The organism is Pseudomonas sp. CG7 (assembly GCF_023701885.1).
GTDB classification, from domain to species: domain Bacteria; phylum Pseudomonadota; class Gammaproteobacteria; order Pseudomonadales; family Pseudomonadaceae; genus Aquipseudomonas; species Aquipseudomonas zanjanensis.
The window spans coordinates 96786-117121 of the sequence record NZ_JABAEE010000004.1 but is presented as its reverse complement, the minus strand read 5'-3'; the positions used below and the strand labels follow the sequence as shown (position 1 = coordinate 117121).

21 protein-coding genes and 1 tRNA gene are annotated in these 20336 nt (G+C 60.3%); 14 read left to right on the top strand and 8 right to left on the bottom strand.

All coding sequences use genetic code 11. The features are described from left to right. The first annotated feature begins 1 nt into the window (after nt 1). A complete protein-coding gene (locus tag HGO40_RS03470) occupies nt 2-781 on the top strand; it encodes a divergent polysaccharide deacetylase family protein (protein ID WP_250961889.1) in 780 nt (259 codons plus the stop codon). A 273-nt stretch (nt 782-1054) separates the two neighbouring features. Here the strand turns inward: HGO40_RS03470 and HGO40_RS03465 are convergent, their stop codons facing one another. The 7 genes from HGO40_RS03465 to HGO40_RS03435 all read right to left on the bottom strand — a co-directional run bounded on the left by HGO40_RS03465 (nt 1055) and on the right by HGO40_RS03435 (nt 6862). Beyond that, nucleotides 1055-1801: a substrate-binding periplasmic protein gene (locus HGO40_RS03465; protein ID WP_250961888.1), complete on the bottom strand. Its 747-nt coding sequence runs from the start codon at nt 1799-1801 to the stop codon at nt 1055-1057. 63 nt (nt 1802-1864) lie between these two features. Then, nucleotides 1865-2635: an imidazole glycerol phosphate synthase subunit HisF gene (hisF, locus tag HGO40_RS03460; protein WP_003196830.1), complete on the bottom strand. Its 771-nt coding sequence runs from the start codon at nt 2633-2635 to the stop codon at nt 1865-1867. Between the two features lie 9 nt (nt 2636-2644). Continuing rightward, complete coding sequence (hisA, locus tag HGO40_RS03455) at nt 2645-3382, bottom strand: 1-(5-phosphoribosyl)-5-[(5-phosphoribosylamino)methylideneamino]imidazole-4-carboxamide isomerase (RefSeq protein WP_014336098.1); 738 nt, start codon at nt 3380-3382, stop codon at nt 2645-2647. A gap of 42 nt (nt 3383-3424) precedes the next feature. Further along, nucleotides 3425-3679, bottom strand: a complete 255-nt coding sequence (locus tag HGO40_RS03450; protein ID WP_030141479.1) for a DUF2164 domain-containing protein — start codon at nt 3677-3679, stop codon at nt 3425-3427. Continuing rightward, the gene (gene hisH, locus HGO40_RS03445) at nt 3679-4317 is read right to left on the bottom strand and encodes an imidazole glycerol phosphate synthase subunit HisH (protein WP_092173371.1); all 639 of its coding nucleotides are present in this window, start codon (nt 4315-4317) and stop codon (nt 3679-3681) included. Before hisH ends, HGO40_RS03450 begins: the two co-directional genes overlap by 1 nt. Then, the gene (gene hisB / locus HGO40_RS03440; protein ID WP_250961887.1) at nt 4317-4910 is read right to left on the bottom strand and encodes an imidazoleglycerol-phosphate dehydratase HisB; all 594 of its coding nucleotides are present in this window, start codon (nt 4908-4910) and stop codon (nt 4317-4319) included. Before hisB ends, hisH begins: the two co-directional genes overlap by 1 nt. Nucleotides 4911-5200: 290 nt before the next feature. Continuing rightward, nucleotides 5201-6862: an OFA family MFS transporter gene (locus tag HGO40_RS03435; protein WP_250961886.1), complete on the bottom strand. Its 1662-nt coding sequence runs from the start codon at nt 6860-6862 to the stop codon at nt 5201-5203. Between the two features lie 386 nt (nt 6863-7248). Here HGO40_RS03435 and HGO40_RS03430 point away from each other — a divergent pair, with 386 nt between their 5' ends. The 11 genes from HGO40_RS03430 (at nt 7249) to HGO40_RS03380 (ending at nt 17895) form a co-directional block, all read left to right on the top strand. After that, nucleotides 7249-9480, top strand: coding sequence for an AsmA family protein (locus HGO40_RS03430; RefSeq protein WP_250961885.1), 2232 nt, complete (start codon nt 7249-7251; stop codon nt 9478-9480). Further along, nucleotides 9477-10544: an A/G-specific adenine glycosylase gene (mutY, locus tag HGO40_RS03425; protein ID WP_250961884.1), complete on the top strand. Its 1068-nt coding sequence runs from the start codon at nt 9477-9479 to the stop codon at nt 10542-10544. The genes HGO40_RS03430 and mutY overlap by 4 nt, the downstream gene beginning before the upstream one ends. After that, entirely contained in the window at nt 10541-10813 is a 273-nt protein-coding gene (locus HGO40_RS03420) for an oxidative damage protection protein (RefSeq protein WP_175376539.1), read from the top strand. The genes mutY and HGO40_RS03420 overlap by 4 nt, the downstream gene beginning before the upstream one ends. Nucleotides 10814-10915: 102 nt before the next feature. Beyond that, nucleotides 10916-10991 (top strand) — tRNA-Phe (locus tag HGO40_RS03415). A gap of 387 nt (nt 10992-11378) precedes the next feature. Continuing rightward, complete coding sequence (locus tag HGO40_RS03410) at nt 11379-12299, top strand: antitoxin Xre/MbcA/ParS toxin-binding domain-containing protein (RefSeq protein ID WP_250961930.1); 921 nt, start codon at nt 11379-11381, stop codon at nt 12297-12299. 112 nt (nt 12300-12411) lie between these two features. Next, nucleotides 12412-12741 (top strand): DHCW motif cupin fold protein, encoded by a 330-nt coding sequence (locus HGO40_RS03405; RefSeq protein ID WP_186707254.1) that lies wholly within the window; start codon nt 12412-12414, stop codon nt 12739-12741. A 65-nt stretch (nt 12742-12806) separates the two neighbouring features. Further along, a complete protein-coding gene (locus HGO40_RS03400; protein WP_250961883.1) occupies nt 12807-13214 on the top strand; it encodes a hypothetical protein in 408 nt (135 codons plus the stop codon). Nucleotides 13215-13414: 200 nt separating this feature from the next. Then, nucleotides 13415-14473, top strand: coding sequence for a PDDEXK nuclease domain-containing protein (locus HGO40_RS03395; protein WP_250961882.1), 1059 nt, complete (start codon nt 13415-13417; stop codon nt 14471-14473). A gap of 95 nt (nt 14474-14568) precedes the next feature. After that, nucleotides 14569-15174 (top strand): biliverdin-producing heme oxygenase, encoded by a 606-nt coding sequence (locus HGO40_RS03390; RefSeq protein ID WP_250961881.1) that lies wholly within the window; start codon nt 14569-14571, stop codon nt 15172-15174. Further along, on the top strand, nt 15171-17405 hold the full coding sequence (locus HGO40_RS03385) for an ATP-binding protein (RefSeq protein ID WP_250961880.1): 2235 nt from the start codon (nt 15171-15173) through the stop codon (nt 17403-17405). The genes HGO40_RS03390 and HGO40_RS03385 overlap by 4 nt, the downstream gene beginning before the upstream one ends. Before the next feature lie 40 nt (nt 17406-17445). Then, the gene (locus HGO40_RS03380; RefSeq protein WP_250961879.1) at nt 17446-17895 is read left to right on the top strand and encodes a hypothetical protein; all 450 of its coding nucleotides are present in this window, start codon (nt 17446-17448) and stop codon (nt 17893-17895) included. A gap of 9 nt (nt 17896-17904) precedes the next feature. Here the strand turns inward: HGO40_RS03380 and HGO40_RS03375 are convergent, their stop codons facing one another. Next, nucleotides 17905-18342 (bottom strand): carboxypeptidase regulatory-like domain-containing protein, encoded by a 438-nt coding sequence (locus HGO40_RS03375; RefSeq protein ID WP_250961878.1) that lies wholly within the window; start codon nt 18340-18342, stop codon nt 17905-17907. A 378-nt stretch (nt 18343-18720) separates the two neighbouring features. On the opposite strand from HGO40_RS03375, the gene HGO40_RS03370 reads away from it, so the two are divergent. Both HGO40_RS03370 and HGO40_RS03365 read left to right on the top strand, forming a co-directional pair. Beyond that, entirely contained in the window at nt 18721-19494 is a 774-nt protein-coding gene (locus HGO40_RS03370; protein ID WP_250961877.1) for an ABC transporter ATP-binding protein, read from the top strand. A gap of 13 nt (nt 19495-19507) precedes the next feature. Beyond that, nucleotides 19508-20260, top strand: coding sequence for an ABC transporter substrate-binding protein (locus HGO40_RS03365; RefSeq protein ID WP_014336085.1), 753 nt, complete (start codon nt 19508-19510; stop codon nt 20258-20260). Nucleotides 20261-20336: the final 76 nt, after the last annotated feature.

Genomic DNA, 20336 nt, shown 5'->3' with positions numbered 1-20336 from the left:
GATGCGCTTGCGCTTCACCTTCGTCCTGCTGTGCCTGCTGGCGGGAGCCGTTAACGCGGCGCCCGCCACACCTTCTTCGCCGCACAAGGCGTACCTGAGCCTGATCATCGACGACCTGGGGCAGAACCTGCCTCGGGATCGCCGGGTATTGGCCCTCCCCGGCCCGGTCACCGCCGCGATCATGCCCGACACGCCCCATGCCGCCGAATTCGCCCGCGAAGCCCATCGCGCCGGCAAGCTGGTCATGCTCCACATGCCCATGGATCCGGCCACCGGGCCATTCGCCTGGCATCCGGAACTGCCCATCGAAGAACTGGGCAAACGCCTGGACGCCGCGTTCGCCGCCGTGCCCTATACCAGCGGAATCAACAACCACATGGGCAGCCGCATGACCGCCCAACCCCAGGCCATGGCCTGGCTGATGGCGAATTTGCAGCAACGCCACAAGTTTTTCGTCGACAGCCGCACCAGCGCCCAGACCGTCGCCGCCGCCGAGGCGCAGAAGATCGGCCTCGCCAGTGTGTCGCGGGATGTGTTCCTGGATGACGAGCGCACCGAAGCAGCCATAGCCGGCCAGCTCCAGATCGCCATTGACCTGGCCCGCCGGCAAGGCTCGGCCGTGATGATCGGCCATCCCTACCCGGAGACCCTGGCCGTGCTCGAACGCGAACTGCCCAAGCTCAAGGCCCAGGGCATCGAATGGATCGACATCAAGTCGATGATCAGCCTGCGCAGCAACCGGGCGATGGTTGGGCATGGGAAAGATGGGGTTTATCGGTAGCAGCCCATCGCGAGCAAGCTCGCTCCCACAGGGGGTCTGTGGCAGGCACCGCATCTGTGAACAACCGGTTGACCTTGTGGGAGCGAGCTTGCTCGCGATGGGGCCAGCACATCCAACATCTCTACAAGCTGATCCACCGCTTTCGCGAGCAAGCTCGCTCCCACAGGGGATCTGCTGCGAACACAAATATTGTGTCCAGTGCAAAACCATTGTGGGAGCGAGCTTGCTCCGGGCGGCGATCCGACGAAGGCGGTCGCACGGCGAGTAAAACCCTTAGAGATACCGCGCCATGATCGCGTCCACTTCACCTTCCTTGCGCAGCTCATCCAAGGCCTTTTGCAGCCGGGCCACCACGTCGTCAGGCACTTCCTTGTTCAACGCCAAGTACAACTCGGCACTGTTGAAACGCAGCACGGTCTTGAGGTCGTCCACCCCTTCCTGTCGCGCCAGGTACCGCCCGGCCGGGTCACCGGTGGCCCATAGGTCGATCTGGCCATTGACCAGCTTTCGGGCATTGTCCTGATCGCGCAGCACGACCATCGGCTTCAGCCCTTGCTTGGCCAACGTCTCGGCGATCGCGTCGCCCTTGTAGGCACCGATCTTGTATTGGCGCGCCTGCTCCAGCGAGTCGAGGGTGATCTTGCTGTCGGCCTTGGCGAGCAAGATCCAGTCGTCCGGACCGATGGGGCCGACCCATTTGAACAGCTTTTCACGCTCCGGCAACCGCGCCATGACAAACACTCCGTAGCCCGGATTTTCCAGGGCGAGTTTGTAGATGCGCTCCCAAGGGAAACGCAGCGTCAGGCTATAGGAGATATCGGCGCGCTTGAATATTTCGCGGACGATGTCCACGGCGATGCCCTGGATATTTTCGTCCTGAGCGAAGTTCTTGCCGTTCTTGGCCATGTTGTACGGGGGGAAGTTTTCCGTCAGCAACACCAGCGATGTATCAGCCGCACGGACGGTGCCTGCGAGCAGCAACGTGGCACCGGCAAAGGCAAGAACGAGGCGTTTGAGCATGTCGGGCTACCGCAATCCATGGTGTGCCCAAGAGTGCCTTGGGCCCGCCATGGTGTCCAGCGATCAGCGAATGCAGATACCGCGATGAGCCATGTAGGCCTTGGCTTCCGGCACGGTGTATTCACCGAAGTGGAAAATACTCGCCGCCAATACCGCACTGGCGTGACCTTCAAGAATGCCGTCGGCCAGGTGCTGCAGGTTGCCAACACCGCCGGAAGCGATGACTGGAATGCCCAGCGCATCGCTGATGGCACGGGTGACACCGAGGTCGAAGCCGTTTTTCATACCGTCCTGGTCCATGCTGGTCAGCAGGATTTCACCCGCCCCGAGGCCTTCCATCTTCTTCGCCCACTCGACGGCGTCCAGGCCCGTGGGTTTGCGCCCGCCATGGGTGAAGATTTCCCAGCGCGGGGTTTCGCCCGGGCCGGAGACCTTCTTCGCGTCGATGGCGACGACGATACACTGCGAGCCGAAGTGCTGGGCCGCTTCGCCGACAAATTCCGGATTGAACACCGCGGCAGTGTTGATGGACACCTTGTCCGCCCCGGCATTGAGCAGGTTGCGGATGTCCTGCACGGTGCGCACGCCGCCGCCCACGGTCAGCGGGATGAACACCTGGCTGGCCATGCGCTCGACGGTGTGCAACGTGGTGTCGCGGCCATCGACGCTGGCCGTGATGTCGAGGAAGGTAATCTCGTCAGCACCCTGCTCGTCGTAGCGACGGGCGATTTCCACCGGGTCGCCGGCATCACGGATGTTCTCGAACTTGACGCCCTTGACCACCCGGCCGTTGTCCACGTCCAGGCAAGGGATGATGCGTTTGGCCAGCGCCATGGTCAGTCCTCAGCCTTTGTACGAATCGCAGAAAGCTTGCGCTTCAGCGACGTCGAGGGTGCCTTCATAGATCGCACGGCCGGTGATTGCGCCGATGATGCCCGGCGCCTTGGCGTCGAGCAGCGACTTGATGTCACCCAGGTTATGGATACCACCGGAAGCGATCACCGGAATCTTGGTGGCAGCGGCCAGTGCAGCGGTGAACGGCACGTTGCAGCCCTGCATCATGCCGTCTTTGGCGATATCGGTATAAACGATCGAGGACACGCCGTCGGCTTCAAACTGCTTGGCCAGATCGATGACCTGCACGGTGCTGATTTCAGCCCAGCCATCGGTGGCGACGAAACCGTCCTTGGCATCCAGGCCAACGATGATTTTGCCAGGGAACGCGCGACAGGCTTCGGCGACGAAAGCCGGGTCTTTCACAGCCTTGGTGCCGATGATCACGTAGCTCACGCCAGCCTTGACGTAGTGCTCGATGGTTTCCAGCGAGCGAATGCCGCCGCCGATCTGGATCGGCAGGTTCGGATAGCGCTTGGCGATGGCCGTGACCACTTCGCCATTGACCGGTTGCCCTTCGAAGGCGCCGTTGAGGTCGACCAGATGCAGGCGACGGCAGCCGCCTTCCACCCACTTGGCGGCCATGCTCACCGGGTCATCGGAAAACACCGTGGAGTCTTCCATGCGGCCCTGGCGCAGACGCACGCAAGCGCCGTCCTTGAGATCGATAGCGGGGATAATCAGCATCTGGCAAACCCTTAAATACGAGTATTCAGCTTGGCTCGGGAATCAGTTTTTCTCGAGCGCCCACAAGTCGCTTTCAATGCTTTCGAACCTTTCTTTAAGGTGCGCCTGCACATCGAAAATCGCCCTGTTGTAATAGTGCGGAGCAATTTCGCGGGTAAACAGGTCAAGAATTTCCGCCGCCTCGAACGAGCCCAGGTCCAGCTCGAAACGTTCCTCCATGAACCGCTGGATCTTGCGGTTCGCTTCACTCTCCTGCTCGGGCGTGAGGGTGAGGATCGGCGGTTTCTTGCGGGCCATTACCAGCGCCCGTCCCATGCCGCGAAGTTCTGCAACAGTTGCAGGCCGTGGGTATGGCTCTTCTCCGGGTGGAACTGCACGGCGAAGCGCGAACCGTCGGCCAGGGCCGCGGCGAAATCGACGCCATAGTGACCGCTGCCCACCACCTGCCGCGCATTGCCGGCGGCGATGTAGTAGCTGTGCACGAAGTAGAAACGCGCCAGGTCCGGAATGTTGTGCCACAGCGGGTGATCCACCGCCTGCTTCACTTCGTTCCAGCCCATGTGCGGGACTTTCAAGTGCTCGCCGTCTTCATGCAGGCCCTTGCCAAAGAACTTCACCTGGCCTGGAAACAGCGAAATGCAATCGACACCGTCGTTCTCTTCACTGCGATCGAGCAAGGCCTGCATGCCCACGCAAATACCGAGGAACGGACGGTCCTGGCTGACTTCGTGCACCAGCTTGTCGAAGCCCAGGCGACGAATCTCGGCCATGCAATCACGAATCGCCCCGACGCCGGGGAACACCACCCGGTCGGCTTCGCGAATCACGTCGGCATCGCTGGTGATCAGCACCTTGCCGGCGCCCACGTGCTCGAGGGCCTTGGCCACCGAGTGCAGGTTGCCCATGCCGTAGTCGATAACCGCGACCGTCTGCATTACAGGACGCCTTTGGTGGAAGGCATCTGGCCGGCCATGCGGTCGTCGAGCTCCACAGCCATGCGCAGCGCGCGGCCGAACGCCTTGAACACGGTTTCGAGCTGGTGGTGGGTGTTGTGCCCGCGCAGGTTGTCGATGTGCAGGGTCACGTTGGCGTGGTTGACGAAGCCCTGGAAGAATTCCTGGAACAGGTCAACGTCGAAGCCGCCGACGGTGGCACGGGTATAGGGCACATGCATTTGCAGGCCAGCGCGGCCGGAGAAGTCGATGACCACGCGCGACAGCGCTTCATCGAGCGGCACGTAGGCATGGCCGTAGCGGCGGATGCCCTTCTTGTCGCCGATGGCCTTGGTAAAGGCCTGGCCCAAGGTGATACCGACGTCTTCCACCGTGTGGTGGTCGTCGATATGCAGGTCGCCCTTGCTGACGATGTCCAGGTCGATCAGCCCGTGACGGGCGATCTGGTCCAGCATGTGCTCAAGAAAAGGCACACCGATATCAAACCGGGCCTTACCGGTGCCATCTAGGTTGATCGAGGCTTTGATCTGGGTTTCCAGAGTGTCGCGCTCGACAGACGCCTTACGTTCGGCCATCACCAGCTCCGCAAAATCATTGGGCGAAAAAGGCAGCCATTATAGGGGCGCGAGCGGCAAACAGAAACAAAAGAGGTGACATCACTGACGGGCTGAAGCCCGGGCTGTCGGTGCTAGACATGTGCGTACAAGTCTGTGCCATCACCCAAAACGACTGTGGGAGCGAGCTTGCTCGCGATAGCGGTGGGTCAGCAGACAATGATGTCGACTGACACGCCCCCATCGCGAGCAAGCTCGCTCCCACAAGGTTGGCCCGTCTCCAATGGATTCGGGCCTATCCATATTGTCGCTTAGCGGAACAACACCGCCGTCTTCTGCAGGGTCACCCACACACCCCACGCCAACGGAATGCCCACCACCAGCCAGGCCGCGATCGCCAGGGGCTTGGTGCCCGGTGCGGCTTTCCATTCCAGCGAAGTGGTGCTGTCGGCGCCCTTGTCATGGCCCAGCGCCTGTTCGGCGGCCAGTTCGGCGTCGGTCATGAAGTACTTGTCGGCGACCGGGCGGACCAGCAGGTTGCACAGGAAGCCCAGCACCAGCAGGCCGGCAAGGATATACAAGGTGATGTCATAGGCCGCGGCACGTTCAACGCCGATGCTCAGCTGATATTCACGCAGGTAGTTCACCAGTACCGGACCCAGCACGCCTGCGGCAGCCCAGGCAGTCAGGAGACGACCGTGGATGGCGCCAACCATTTGCGTACCGAACAGGTCCGCCAGGTAGGCTGGCACGGTGGCGAAACCGCCGCCGTACATCGACAGGATGATGCAGAACGCCGCCACGAACAGCGCGACGCTGCCCAGGTGACCGAGGTTCGGGATCAGCGCGTAGAGGGCAAAGCCCAGGGCGAAGAACACGAAATAGGTGTTTTTACGACCCTGGTAATCCGAGAACGAGGCCCAGAAGAACCTACCGCCGATGTTGAACAGGCTCAACAGACCGGTGAAGCCGGCCGCGATAGCCGCGATCTGGCCCAGTTGCACAGCATCCAACTGACCGAACGGCAGGTCATTGCCCAGCAGCTTGCCGCCGAACACTTCCTGCAACAATGGCGAAGCCATGCCGAGGATGCCGATACCGGCGGATACGTTCAGGCACAGCACCAGCCATACCAGACGGAACTGCGGGGTTTTCCAGGCGACATTCACGTGAACGTGGCGATGGGTGATCATCGCGTTCGCGGCTTTCTTCGGTGCCGGGGTCCAGCCTTCAGGCTTCCAGCCAGTCGGCGGCACGCGGTACGACAAGGCGCCACCGATCATGAACACGAAGTAGATCGCGGCCATGACCAGGAAGCTCTGCCAGACGCCCACGCCAGTCGGCGAGGCGAAGTGGTTCATCAGCGCCGCAGCCAGCGGAGCACCGACCATCGCACCACCGCCGAAGCCCATGATCGCCATGCCGGTCGCCATGCCGCGCTTGTCCGGGAACCACTTGATCAGTGTGGACACCGGGGAGATGTAGCCCAGGCCCAGGCCGATACCGCCAATGACGCCGGAACCGACCCACATCAGCCAGATCTGATGGGTATAGATACCCAGCGCGGAAATCAGCAGGCCACCGCACCAGCACAGGGCCGATACAACGCCGGCCTTGCGTGGCCCGGCGTGTTCCAGCCAGCCGCCCCAGATCGCTGCCGAGCAGCCCAGGAAGATGAAGAACAGGGTGTAGATCCAGCCGAGCATGGAGATCGGCCAGTCACATTGGGACGAAAAGACTTGCGAGATGAAGCTCATATCCGGTGCACAGGCCACAGGCTTGGTAATCCCCAAGGCTTTGGACAGTGGCAACCAGAACACCGAGAAACCGTAGGCCATGCCGATGCACAGGTGAATGGCCAGTGCGGCCGGTGGAACCAGCCACCGGTTGAAACCCGGCTTGGCGATGATGCGTTCCTTGGAGAGGAACGCTGGCTGGTCGGCGACGCCGCCCGCCGTGATGCTCGTGCTCATTGTGTATCCCCCAGTTATTGGAATGGTTCGCCAGCCACGCATCACCCTCAGCCTTCATTGCACGCAGGCATGGCTGTATTTTCTGGTGAAGCTCCATAGTGTGCGACATCAAGTCGCAGAAGGACGGACGAACGGGCAAAGATTACCATTTGCTCGCGGCAGAAAAACCAAAGTGATATCACCTTTTTCGTGCCATCTGTCTTATCGCACGCTTGCTCGATTTCTGTAGGGGACTAACGATTTATTTTTTCCGAGGCTGAAACCAGCCCCGTCCCCATGGGTCTTTGTTCGGCAGGCCTGCCGGAAGAACGATCACTCAACGCGCCACCAACTCGGGGCGTTATACTCGCGGCTAAATTTTGAACTCAACCTACAAGGATTCGCCCATGAAAGCGTTCGGCAAAATCCTGGGTCTGGTACTTCTCGGGCTGTTGCTGATCATTGTGGCCCTGGGCTTTGCCCTGACCCACCTGTTCGATCCCAACGACTACAAAGAAGAGATCCGCCAGATAGCCCGCGACAAGGCCCACATCGAGTTGACCCTCAATGGCGATATCGGCTGGAGCCTGTTTCCATGGCTGGGCCTGGAGTTGCACGACGCCAGCGTCGCGACCTTGGCCAATCCAACCCAACCTTTCGCCGACCTGCAGATGCTCGGCCTTTCGGTCCGGGTGATCCCGCTGCTGCGCCGGGAAGTGCAGATGAGCGATGTGCGCGTCGAAGGCCTGAACCTGCGGCTCAACCGTGACAAGAACGGTCACGGAAACTGGGAAGACATCGGTAAAGCGCCGGCCTCCGCGACGACGGCGAACACCCCGGCACCGACGCCGGCCGAACAACCCGCCCCGCCTGCTAGCACCCCGGCAGAAAAACCTGCCCAGCCGACTCGCCTGGACATCGACAGCCTGACCGTGAACAACGCCCGGGTCGAATACACCGACGAGCAGACCGGCAAGCTGTTCACCGCCGAAAGCATCCAGCTGAGCACCGGCCCGGTCCACGACTCCACCAATATCCCGGTGACGCTGACTGCATTCCTGTCCAGCAACCAGCCGGCCGTGCGCGTACGCACCGAAGTGACCGGCGAACTGCGCTTCGAGCGCGCCTTGCAGCGCTACAAGTTCGAAGACCTGAAACTGTCCGGCGAGGCCACCGGCGACCCGTTGCAGGGCAAGACCCTGAACTTCGCCGCCCAGGGGCAACTGTTCCTGGACAAGGCGGCCAACGTCGCCGAATGGACCGGTATCAAGCTGTCGCTCAACCAACTGCGCGCCCTCGGTGAGCTGAAGGTCAACGACCTCGACAAGAGCCCGCAATTGAATGGTGGAATATCGATCGCCCAGTTCGACCTGGCGAAGTTCGTCGACAGCGTCGGCCAGACACTCCCGGCCATGGCCGAAGGCAGCCTGAGCAAGGTCGAATTGGCCAGCCGCATTGCCGGCACGCCAAGCAGCGTCGCATTCAACGACATCAACCTGAAGGGCGACGACAGCCACTTCAGCGGCCGTATCGCCGTGGCAGACTTTGCCAAGCAGGCCCTGCGCGTGCAGCTCAAGGCCGACACCTTCACCGTCGACCGCTACCTTCCGCCAACATCCGCCGAAGCCGACAGTTCCAAGGCGGCCCGTGAGGCGGAAGTCAGCAACACCGCAGCCAGCGCCATGGCCGGTGCCGGCAGCACACCGTTGCCGAGCGCTCCGACCCAGGGTGCCTGGAGTAACGCTCGGCTGATTCCGGTGGAGCGCCTGGGCAAGCTGGACCTCGATGCCGACCTGCCCTTCGGGCAACTGACCCTCGATAAACTGCCGATCCAGAACGCCGCGCTCAAGGCCACCGGCCTGGGCGGCCTGCTGACCCTGGAGAACCTGCGGGGTGATCTGTACAGCGGCAACTTCGAAACCAAGGGCACCCTGGATGTGCGCCAGCCTACGCCACAGTTGAGCCTGCAGCCTCGCATCAACCGGGTCCCCGCCGAGAAGATCATCGAAAGCCAGGGCAAGAATCCGCCGGTCAAAGGCCTGGTCACGCTCAACAGCGCGATCACCGCCACCGTCAATAGCCAGAAGGCCCTGATCGACAGCCTCAACGGCAACGCCGGGTTCGTCATCAACGATGGCATGCTGCTCAATGCCAATCTCGAACAGCAATTGTGCAAAGGCATCGCTACCCTCACTCGCAAGTCCCTCAGTGGCGAGCCCCGGGGCAAGGACACGCCGTTCCAGCAACTCAACGGCAATCTCACCTTCAACAATGGCGTTGCCCACAACCCGGACCTGAAAGTCCGTATTCCCGGCATGACCGTCAACGGCAACGGCGATATCGACCTGCGAGTGCTGGGCATGGACTACCGCGTCGGCGCCATCGTCGACGGCGACAAGAGCGACATGCCCGACCCGGCCTGCCAGGTCAACGAGCGCTACGCCGATGTCGAATGGCCGTTGCGCTGCCGCGGTCCCCTGGAACTGGGCGCGAAGGCCTGCCGCCTGGACAACGACGGGCTGGGCAAGGTCGCGGCGAAGCTGGCCGGCGATCGGCTCGGCGATAAGATCGATGAGAAGCTCGGCGACAAGGTCAGCCCCGAACTGAAAGATGCGCTCAAGGGGCTGTTCAAGCGATGAGAGCCGAGCAGTTTTCCACCGCGGTACTGGATTGGTTCGACCGCCACGGGCGTCACGATTTGCCCTGGCAACAAGCCATCTCGCCCTATCGGGTGTGGGTCTCGGAAATCATGTTGCAACAGACCCAGGTCAGTACCGTGCTCAATTACTTTGACCGGTTCATGGCCTCGCTGCCCACCGTTCAAGCCTTGGCCGCCGCGCCGGAGGACGAAGTGCTGCACCTGTGGACCGGGCTGGGTTACTACACCCGTGCGCGCAACTTGCAGAAGACCGCGAAAATCGTCGTCGAGCAGTACGGCGGCGAATTCCCCCGGGACGTGGAAAAACTCACCGAGCTGCCGGGCATCGGCCTGTCCACCGCCGGCGCCATCGCCAGCATCAGCATGGGCCTGCGGGCGCCGATCCTCGATGGCAACGTCAAGCGGGTGCTGGCGCGTTTCACCGCCCAAGAGGGCTATCCGGGCGAACCCAAAGTGGCGAAACAGCTCTGGGCCACCGCCGAGCGTTTCACGCCACAGGACCGCGTCACCGCCTACACCCAGGCGATGATGGACCTGGGCGCCACGCTCTGCACCCGCAGCAAGCCCAGTTGCCTGCTCTGCCCGCTGAAGCAAGGCTGCGAGGCCCATATGCTGGGCCTGGAAACCCGCTATCCGATCCCCAAGCCGCGCAAGGAGGTGCCGAAAAAGCGCACCTTGATGCCCATGCTGGCCAACCACGCGGGCGCGATCCTGCTTTACCGTCGCCCTTCCACCGGGCTGTGGGGCGGGCTGGGGAGCCTGCCGGAACTCGACGACCTCGACGCCCTGCAGCACCTGGCCCTGCAACACTCGCTGGAATTCGGCAGCCAACACGAAATGCCGGGCCTGGTGCACACCTTCAGCCACTTCCAGCTGGCGATCGAACCCTGGCTGGTCCGGGTCCGGGAAACCGGCCATCACGTGGCCGAGGCCGACTGGCTCTGGTATAACCTCGCCACCCCGCCGCGCCTGGGCCTTGCCGCCCCGGTCAAAACCTTGCTCGAACGCGCGGCCGCCGTAATGAACGCAGGAGAGTTGCAATGACCCGCACCATCATGTGCCGCAAGTACAAAGAAGAACTGCCCGCCCTGGAACGTGCTCCATTCCCGGGCGCCAAGGGCCAGGATATTTTTGACCACGTCTCGGCCAAGGCCTGGGCCGACTGGCAGAAACACCAGACCCTGCTGATCAATGAAAAACGCCTGAACATGATGAACGCCGAAGATCGCAAATACCTTCAGGGCGAGATGGACAAGTACTTTTCCGGCGAAGAATACGCCAAGGCCGAAGGCTACGTACCGCCGTCCGAATAAGCTGTTCAGCGCGGGGGCGGATCGTAAGCGACGGTAATAATTAAATATTTTTTGAAAACTTGCTTGACGCCCCCCTGAAAAACCCGTTTAATGCGCCCCGTTGCCCAGATAGCTCAGTCGGTAGAGCAGGGGATTGAAAATCCCCGTGTCGGCGGTTCGATTCCGTCTCTGGGCACCAAATACCGAAAACCCCGATCAAGCAATTGATCGGGTTTTTTTATTGCCCGCGTTTCCTTGTGCCACCCGCCAGTCTTTTTTGGGCAGCCCTGATGGACCAGCCAGCATAAGTGTTGCTGCTCGTTTCTGTCTTTGATCGCCGCATCGTGAGCGATTAACCTCTTCCCTCACGCCGATCCTGATGGGCTCTACCATTCCGGAATCGAGTTTGCGTCAAACGCAGTGAAAATTTGCGTCACACGCAGAATCTGCGTAATACTGCCCCCAACAACTAACCCTCGTGACCGGTGTGGCCTGACCATCTGGTTGGAGGGGGAAAAAGCCGGCGCAAGCCGGTTTTTTCGTTTCTGGAGCATGAGATATGTAGGGATCGCCCGAGCTCGAACCTCTGCGCACCCGTATCTACATCGATGGCTACAACTTCTACTACGGTTGCCTGAGGGGAACCGCATATAAATGGCTCGATTTATTGCCACTGTTTGAAAAACACGTCCTGCCATCTGTGCTGATCAAGGACAATGACAACCTCGTCAGACAACCATCACTGCTTGCCGCCCCCTCGATAAAATTCTTCACAGCCAAAATCATCGAATCCGTGGCACGAGCACAGGACTCAGTTTCGTCTCAAGCTCGCTATCACACGGCCTTGCGCAAGCTGTCCGGCGAACGCATCGACTTGGTGGAAGGCTACTATGCGGTCAATAGGATGAAGGTGAAAGTTGTCGATTCTCGCCATCCGGATCGCGCCCCTCGTGAATGCGAAGAAATCCAGGCCTGGAAAATCGAGGAAAAGCAGAGCGATGTGAACCTGTCTCTGCACGCGTATCACGACGCGATTACCGGGGCGATTGATCATGCTGTGTTTGTCACAAACGACACCGATATCGCCCCGGCCCTCCAGATGATTCGTACACACACGACTGTCAGGGTGGGTGTCGTTATTCCCACGACCAACCACGAACGAATTCCTAATACCGAGCTAGCCGACACGGCTCATTGGGTGCGTACTCATATCACTCACGCGGAGCTCGCTGCCTGTCAGCTACCTCGAGTAATCCCCGGACGAAAGGCGACGGTAAAACCAGAGTCCTGGTATGCACGTCCCGATTTATTACAACAGGTCCTTGAATTGGTTATTCCCATTCGAGGGAATCGAGGTAAGGCGTTCAAATGGATGGAACAACCTAACATCCACCTGAATGGCTATCGTCCTATCGAGTTGGTAGAAACCGAGGCAGGAACCCAGCAGATATTGAGTTATATCCATGGCTGGATGGCTCATCAAGCCAAACTCCAGGACAGCATGTAGGCGCCAGCGGCATCAGAAGGACATTTGCCAAAGTGCCTGTTGCCGACGATTCCTTTCTCCGCCACACAGACTCAGCTACATTCGTCCGCTCCCCTCCAGCAAGCGAGTCGACATGGACATCACCGGCATTCCCTTCGGCACCACCGATTGGTCAACCATCGAACCCACCGAGCACAAGGGCATCACCGGAACCGCTTATTGGCGCACGCGGCAATTCGGGCATATTCGGGTACGGATGGTGGAATATACAGCCGGTTACCTGGCCGACCATTGGTGCACCAAGGGCCATATCCTGTTTTGCCTCAAGGGCGAGCTCAATACTGAACTCGAAGACGGTCGGCAATTTTTGCTCAAGGCCGGCATGAGCTACCAGGTCGCCGACCAGGCCGAACCTCATCGATCCTCCACTTCATCGGGGGCTACGCTCTTCATCGTGGATTGAGATTCGAAGCGTCCGCGTTGAAGCTGTAGGATAGGTGGCCTTATTTTCCAGCAAGGAACCGACCCATGGCATCGGTCAACAAACAGCAGAAACGAAACCAGCGCGCCAAGGTGAAAGCCAAGCAGAACCGGGTTAAGCGCGCCACTGCGCCGAATGACTTCCTCGACCCGAACGATGAGCGCATCGATCTGGAAACCGTGGACCTATCGGACCTGTTCCAACTGATGGGTGCCGCCGAAAAGATCAGCCAACAGGCCATGTGCACGGCCTTCCTGGGCCATCCACTGCTGGAGTTGGTGCTGGAGCAGGAAGGTGAGGAAGAAGCCACTGACTTCATCATTACCGCCCTGATCGAATATCGCCGCCTGACCACGGGTGTCGATGAGCAGACGGCGCTGGACTGGGTGGAGAGCAAGCAATTCCAGGCTGATTATGTCGCCGCATCCCAGGCTCTGGCGCAAGGTAAGGTCTGAGCAGCGAAGGGACTCGCGCTTGACTACAGGCTGTAGGGATAGCTCCTACGCACCAAGGCCAACGGACATAGGACGGCGTCATCCCCGTCCTGCATAAATCAGTTATTTTTCCCTCCAAGCAATCAGCCCCGTCCGGCATCATCGAGACGTCGCCTGGAGCATCCTTGCGGTCCGCCCCCCCTCAATGGCTGGACACTGCGATGACGCCACTGCTGCCCCAGGAGGACCCACAGCTTGCCCCCTTGATCAACGAACTCGGCGAGCTGATTCGTCAGGCTCGCCAGAAGGTCCTGCGAGCCATCGATACGCTCCAGGTACAACCCTGCTGGCAGATCGGCCGGCACATCATCGAGTTCGAGCAGGGCGGCGCCGAGCGGGCGGCTTACGGCGCAAGGTTGCTACCGTCGCTGGCGAAGGTGCTGACGTCGCGGTTTGGGAAGGGATTTGATGCTTCAAATTTGCGCTACATGCGCCTCTTTTATCAGGCGTTTCCAATCTGTGACGCACTGCGTCACGAATTGAGCTGGACTCACTATCGAACGCTGCTACGCATAGAAGATGCGAATGCACGTCGGTGGTACATGAACGAAGCCGTCACTCAAAACTGGTCCACCCGCGCGTTGGAACGCCAGATCGGCACGCTCTATTACGAACGTCTCCTGGCAAGTCGCGACCGACCTGCGGTAGAGCAGGAAGCGGCCATCAATCTTGAGAAACTGGATTTCGGTCCCAGGGACATCGTCAGGGATCCGGTGGTCCTTGAGTTCCTTGGGCTACCCAATACCGGCATGCTGCTGGAAACCGATCTCGAACAGGCCTTGATCGACCAGCTACAAGGCTTCCTTCTGGAACTGGGAAAAGGCTTCGCCTTCGTCGCACGCCAACAGCGCATCAGCACCGAAAGCACAGACTTCTACATCGACCTGGTCTTCTACAACTACCTGCTCAAGTGCTTTGTGATCGTCGATCTCAAGCGCGGCGAGCTCAGCCACCAGGACATCGGCCAGATGGATATGTATGTGCGTCTCTACGATGACCTCAAGCGCGGCCCCGACGACAAACCTACCGTGGGCATCATTCTCTGCGCTCAAAAGGATGAGTCGGTTGTGCGTTATTCCGTGTTGCAGGGCAATGAACAGCTATTCGCCAGCCAGTATCAATTGGTGCTCCCCACCGAAGAAGAGCTGCGCAACGCGCTGGATCGCGAACAGGCACGCCTTGAGGAAGGGGCAATCGGGCGCAGCGACTTCAAGGAATAAAAAGCCGATACCCAATGGTCGCGCACTCAAAAAACCCATGTAAGCTTGATGCGCTTTTTTTCCAGCAACGCGCCACTCAATGAGCTCCATCCCGCGTGTCACCGGCCTCTTCCCCCCCTTCCCTGATCCAGACATTGCGGACCGAAACCGCGGAACTGCACGTCGCCCTGGAAAAACGCCTGCCGTTTTTCTCGCCAGATTTGGACCTGGACCTATACCGGCGCTTGATGGCGGCCTACTACGGTTTTTATCAGCCCCTGGAGCAGCGGCTTCACAGGCTGGCGCTGATTCCAACCGGGCTGGACCAATCCTTGCGCATCAAACTCCCGGTATTGCGGGCCGATCTCGCGGCTCTGGGCCTGGATGACGCCGCTATCGAGGCACTACCCACCTGCCAGGCACTGCCACGAATAGACTCCCGAGCCGCCGCCCTCGGCGTTTCCTATGTGTTGGAAGGCGCAACCCTCGGCGGCCAGATCCTGCGGCGCAGGGTGGCCGAGCAGCTCGGTCTTGATGCGTCCAGTGGCGCGGCCTTTCTCAATGTGTATGGCGAACTCACCGGCCGACGCTGGAAGGATTTCCTCCAATACCTGGACGACAGGAACCTTGGCGAGGCCCGGACGCTCGAAGTCACACGCGCCGCCAAGGCGACGTTCACTCATTTTGAACACTGGCTGGACAGCCAAAAGGTACTGTTATGACCCCGGAAAACCAGGAAGCCTTCGAAGAACTGCTGGCCAATTGCGCAGACGAACCGATTCGCTTCCCCGGGGCCATTCAGCCTCATGGTGTGTTGTTGATGCTGTCCGAGCCCGATTTCGTGATCCGTCAGGTCAGCGCCAACGTGTTGCAGTTGATGGCGCACGATCCCCACAGGCTGTTGGGCCAGACCCTCGACGCACTGTTGGGGCTGGAACAGGCCGAGGCGATCCTCGTCGCCTGTCGCGCCGCCCCGGATAGCGACAACGTGCCCGTGGCCATTGTCGTGAACCAGCAGCGCTTTGATGCCCTGGTGCATCGCCATCAGGGGGCCCTGATCGTCGAACTGGAACAGCACCTGAGCGACTATCGCCCCGAAGGCGTCAGCGGCGAGGCCAACCTGGGCCGCATGCTGCAACGCCTGCAAAGTGCAAAAACCCTCCAGGCCCTGTACGAAATCAGCGTGCGGGAAATCCAGGCCATGACCGGTTACGACCGGGTGCTGATCTATCGCTTCGAGGAAGAAGGCCACGGCCAGGTGATCGCCGAGGCCAGCGCACCTTCAATGGAACTCTACAAAGGGCTGTTTTTCCCAGCGTCGGATATTCCCGAACAGGCCCGTGAGCTGTATCGCACCAACTGGCTGCGTATCATTCCCAACGCCGACTACGCACCGGTACCGCTGGTCCCGGAGCTGCGGCCCGATACCCTGGCGCCCCTGGACCTGAGCTTTGCCACATTGCGCAGCGTCTCGCCGCTCCACCGTCAGTACATGAAAAACATGGGCGTGCTGTCGTCCATGAGCATCTCGTTGATGGAAGGCGAGCGCTTGTGGGGGCTGATCAGTTGCGGCAATCGCCAGCCATTGCTGGTGCCCCATGAAATGCGCATGGCCTGCCAGACTATCGGCCAGGTGCTGTCGCTGCAGATCAGCGCCATGCAGGCCCTGGAACTCACCCGGCAACGGGACGCCAAGTTGGAAGACCTCAAGGTCCTCGCCACTGCCATGGCCGAGTCCAGCGACAATGTCTTCGATGGCTTGTCCCACGAGCCGCAACGCCTCATGGACCTGACAGGGGCCAGCGGTGTGGCGATTTTCGAGAACAACAAGCTGCATCGCCACGGCCAATGCCCAGAACCTGAGCAAATCCGCGAGCTGCACAAATGGATTCTGGAAACCGGCCAACCGGTGTTCGCCCACCACAACCTGGGCAGCGTCTTCGCACCTGCCAAGGCTTATCAGGATGTGGCGAGCGGCGTGTTGGCGATCCACCTGCCCAAACCGGTGGAAAACGGCGTGCTGTGGTTCCGTCCCGAAGTGAAGCAAACCCTCCAATGGAGCGGCGACCCGCAAAAACCCCTGGCCGTGGAAAACAGCGAGACCGGCCTGCGCCTGCGGCCCCGGACATCTTTCGAGATCTGGAAAGTCGAAATGGCCGGCATCAGCACCCAATGGACCCATGGCGATCTGTTCGCCGCCAACGACCTGCGGCGCTCGGCCCTGGAAAACGACCTGGCCCGCCAGGTGCAAAAGGAACGCCAGGCCGTGCAAGCCCGCGATGAGCTGGTGGCCGTGGTGTCCCATGACCTGCGCAGCCCGATGACGGTCATTTCCATGCTCTGCGGCATGATGCAAAAGGCCTTCAGCTCCGACGGCTCCCACAGTTCCAAACGAATCTCTTCCGCCATCGATACCATGCAGCAGGCCACCAGCCGCATGAACGCGCTGCTGGAAGACCTGCTCGACACCTCGCGCATCGATGCCGGGCGCTACACCATCAATCCCCAGCCGATGAATGTCAGCCAGATCTTCGAAGACGCCTGTTCGCTGCTGACACCGCTGGCCACCGCCAAGGCCATCGACATTTCCTTCCATGCCGAACCCAACCTGCGGATCAACGCCGATCCCGAGCGGCTGTTCCAGGTACTGTCCAACTTGATCGGCAATGCCATCAAGTTCACGCCGCAACAGGGCTCGGTGGGGATCAGTGCGATGTCCGTCGGTAACGAGATCGTGTTCAGTGTCCGCGACACCGGTGAAGGCATTGCGCCAGAGCAATTGCCCCATGTTTTCGAGCGCTACTGGACGACCAAGGAAGGCAACCCGAACGGCACCGGGCTGGGGTTGTACATTTCCAAGGGGATTGTCCAGGCCCATGGCGGTAAACTGCACGCCGAAAGCCGGCCAGGCCAGGGCAGCGAATTCCGCTTTACCGTGCCGAAAATCGACTGAGCCGGGCACCGTCCCCTAACGAATTGGAAACCGAAGCCCAATGGCCTCATTGAACAAACAGCAAAAACGCGCCAAGCGCGCCAAAGACACAGCCAAGCAAATCCGCATGACCGGGCGCAAATCGATCCCGACGTATGGCGACCCGGCCCACGCCACCGCCCAGCCTCCGGTCTACGTCCTGGAATTGTTCGCCAAGTTGCGCGACGCCGAGGCCATCAGCCGCAGTGAAATGCTTGATACGCTGCTGGCAAATGTTAGCGAAATGATCATCGAACGCCCAGGTCTGCTCGACCTGAAAAACGCCGAAAACGAAAGCATGGCGGCGACCAACCTGGCCGCCGACATGTTGGTGGACTACCGCATGTGGGTCGATGAGATGGACCGCGAGACCGCCCAGCGCTGGCTTAGCACACCGGAGTTCATCAAGGACTTCAGCGAGGCGCTGGACCGCTATCGCCAAGTCCTGGAAAAAGAATCCGCCGCCGAATAAGCCGGCCGGCTATTCGTCACTGTTCCAATGGAACACCAGTTTGCGCGCGGCCCCGCTGTCTACCTCAGCCGTGTCGCGCCGCGCTTCACCATTGCGCGTCGCCACCACGTTGTACTTGCCCGGTGGCAGTTGCACATAAACCAGCGGCCCTGCATCGCTGAGGGTCAGCACTATTTCTCCCGATACCTTTTGCACGGTCACGTCCACGTCCGGGACGTATTTGTTTTCCGGGCCGATCGCAAAGGTCATGTGCAAGTTGTAACCCTGGGCCTGCTCGATGGCTCGGGCTTCGTCCTCGCCGATACCGCCGGACAGATAAGTGATGCCGTTCTGCTGCATGGGTTGGACTTGGACGCCTGTGTTGTCTACAGGAGCGAGGTTGGTGGCGTTGAGCATGACGGGAAAAAGCAGCGCGCCTAGCACGACGAGGCAAAATAGCGACTTCATGACAACAACTCCTGATATGGGACGCCTCTTCGTTTGATCGATTTATGAACACCGACGTTCAGACCGATTGGAAGTTGAGGCGAATGCCAATCGGAATAGGCACGCTCATCCGGTTAACCCTTCCAACCCCCGCCCAAAGCTGGCACCATCGCGCCTTTTTTTACGCGACTCCCCGGGCCTTTCACCGGTAAACAAGGTTCAAACGGCCGTTCGGTTGTTGATGGCGCGACAGTCTGCTGTGCCGATGCGACAACCTGCCGCACATCACCGGTTTACCGCCCGTCGCGCTGTTGGCGGCCATTCGGACGCATGCTAGCTTGGCCGCCTCGCCAAGGAAGGCTGCCAACAGCAAGGGAGCACATATCATGAGGACCGCACATGGCCCAAGCCACGCCCGCGCTTGAAATTCGCAATTTGCACAAACGCTACGGACAGCTGGAGGTGCTCAAAGGCGTCTCGCTGACCGCCCGCGACGGCGATGTGATCTCGATCCTCGGATCCTCCGGGTCCGGCAAGTCCACATTCCTGCGTTGCATTAACTTGCTGGAAAACCCCAACCAGGGCCAGATCCTGGTGGCTGGCGAAGAGCTCAAGCTCAAGGCCGCGAAAAACGGTGAACTGGTGGCCGCCGACGGCAAACAGATCAATCGCCTGCGCAGCGAGATCGGTTTTGTCTTCCAGAACTTCAACCTTTGGCCGCACATGAGCGTGCTCGATAACATCATCGAAGCCCCGCGCCGGGTGCTTGGCCAGAGCAAGGCCGAGGCCGTCGAAGTCGCCGAAGCGCTGCTGGCCAAGGTCGGAATCGCCGACAAACGCCCCGCCTACCCGGCCGAGCTGTCCGGCGGCCAGCAACATCGCGCCGCCATCGCCCGCACCCTGGCGATGCAGCCCAAGGTGATTCTATTCGACGAACCCACCTCCGCCCTTGACCCGGAAATGGTCCAGGAAGTACTTAGTGTGATCCGCGCCCTGGCCGAAGAAGGACGCACCATGCTGCTGGTCACCCATGAAATGGGCTTCGCCCGTCAGGTTTCCAGCGAAGTCGTGTTTCTTCATCAAGGCCTGGTCGAGGAGCAAGGATCGCCACAGCAGGTCTTCGAGAACCCGCTTTCGGCGCGCTGCAAACAATTCATGTCCAGCAACCGCTAACGGAGCAGTACACATGCAGACCTACAAGAAATTCCTCCTGGCCGCAGCGGCCAGCCTGGTCTTTTCGGCCAGCGCCATGGCGGCCGAAAAGCTGAAGATGGGCATCGAAGCGGCCTATCCGCCGTTCAACAACAAGGACGCCAGCGGCCAGGTCGTGGGGTTCGATAAGGACATTGGCGATGCCTTGTGCGCCAAGATGAAAGTCGAGTGCGAAGTGGTCACTTCCGACTGGGACGGCATCATCCCGGCCCTGAACGCCAAGAAGTTCGACTTCCTGGTCTCGTCGCTATCGATCACTGAAGAACGCAAGCAGGCCGTGGACTTCACCGACCCGTACTACTCCAACAAACTGCAATTCATCGCGCCAAAAAATGTCGACTTCAAAACCGATAAAGCCTCACTCAACGGCAAGGTCATCGGGGCACAACGCTCCACCCTCGCCGGCACCTGGCTGGAAGATGAAATGGGCAGCGACATCACCACCAAGCTTTACGACACCCAGGATAACGCCTACCTGGACCTGACCTCCGGCCGCGTCGACGCGATCCTGGCGGACAAATACGTGAACTACGACTGGCTGAAAACCGATGCTGGCCGTGCTTACGAATTCAAGGGCGACCCGGTGGTGGAAAGCGACAAGATCGGTATCGCCGTGCGCAAGGGTGATCCGCTGCGCGACAAGCTGAACGCTGCCCTGAAAGAAATCGTGGCCGACGGCACCTATAAAAAGATCAACGACAAGTACTTCCCGTTCAATATCTATTGATATTGACGTGCCTGGCCGGCGCAGCTCTCTGGCAGCGCCGGCCCTTAGCAAAGCCTGCCGCGATATGAATTCCTAC

Coding starts and splice junctions, on each gene's coding strand:
- HGO40_RS03450 (WP_030141479.1), bottom strand. CDS start 3,679: ATGGCCCGCAAGAAACCGCCGATCCTCACCCTCACGCCCGAGCAGGAG.
- HGO40_RS03380 (WP_250961879.1), top strand. CDS start 17,446: ATGGCCTCATTGAACAAACAGCAAAAACGCGCCAAGCGCGCCAAAGAC.
- HGO40_RS03435 (WP_250961886.1), bottom strand. CDS start 6,862: ATGAGCACGAGCATCACGGCGGGCGGCGTCGCCGACCAGCCAGCGTTC.
- hisH (WP_092173371.1), bottom strand. CDS start 4,317: ATGCAGACGGTCGCGGTTATCGACTACGGCATGGGCAACCTGCACTCG.
- hisA (WP_014336098.1), bottom strand. CDS start 3,382: ATGCTGATTATCCCCGCTATCGATCTCAAGGACGGCGCTTGCGTGCGT.
- HGO40_RS03385 (WP_250961880.1), top strand. CDS start 15,171: ATGACCCCGGAAAACCAGGAAGCCTTCGAAGAACTGCTGGCCAATTGC.
- hisB (WP_250961887.1), bottom strand. CDS start 4,910: ATGGCCGAACGTAAGGCGTCTGTCGAGCGCGACACTCTGGAAACCCAG.
- HGO40_RS03430 (WP_250961885.1), top strand. CDS start 7,249: ATGAAAGCGTTCGGCAAAATCCTGGGTCTGGTACTTCTCGGGCTGTTG.
- mutY (WP_250961884.1), top strand. CDS start 9,477: ATGAGAGCCGAGCAGTTTTCCACCGCGGTACTGGATTGGTTCGACCGC.
- HGO40_RS03400 (WP_250961883.1), top strand. CDS start 12,807: ATGGCATCGGTCAACAAACAGCAGAAACGAAACCAGCGCGCCAAGGTG.
- HGO40_RS03375 (WP_250961878.1), bottom strand. CDS start 18,342: ATGAAGTCGCTATTTTGCCTCGTCGTGCTAGGCGCGCTGCTTTTTCCC.
- HGO40_RS03395 (WP_250961882.1), top strand. CDS start 13,415: ATGACGCCACTGCTGCCCCAGGAGGACCCACAGCTTGCCCCCTTGATC.
- HGO40_RS03405 (WP_186707254.1), top strand. CDS start 12,412: ATGGACATCACCGGCATTCCCTTCGGCACCACCGATTGGTCAACCATC.
- hisF (WP_003196830.1), bottom strand. CDS start 2,635: ATGGCGCTGGCCAAACGCATCATCCCTTGCCTGGACGTGGACAACGGC.
- HGO40_RS03470 (WP_250961889.1), top strand. CDS start 2: ATGCGCTTGCGCTTCACCTTCGTCCTGCTGTGCCTGCTGGCGGGAGCC.
- HGO40_RS03370 (WP_250961877.1), top strand. CDS start 18,721: ATGGCCCAAGCCACGCCCGCGCTTGAAATTCGCAATTTGCACAAACGC.
- HGO40_RS03465 (WP_250961888.1), bottom strand. CDS start 1,801: ATGCTCAAACGCCTCGTTCTTGCCTTTGCCGGTGCCACGTTGCTGCTC.
- HGO40_RS03420 (WP_175376539.1), top strand. CDS start 10,541: ATGACCCGCACCATCATGTGCCGCAAGTACAAAGAAGAACTGCCCGCC.
- HGO40_RS03365 (WP_014336085.1), top strand. CDS start 19,508: ATGCAGACCTACAAGAAATTCCTCCTGGCCGCAGCGGCCAGCCTGGTC.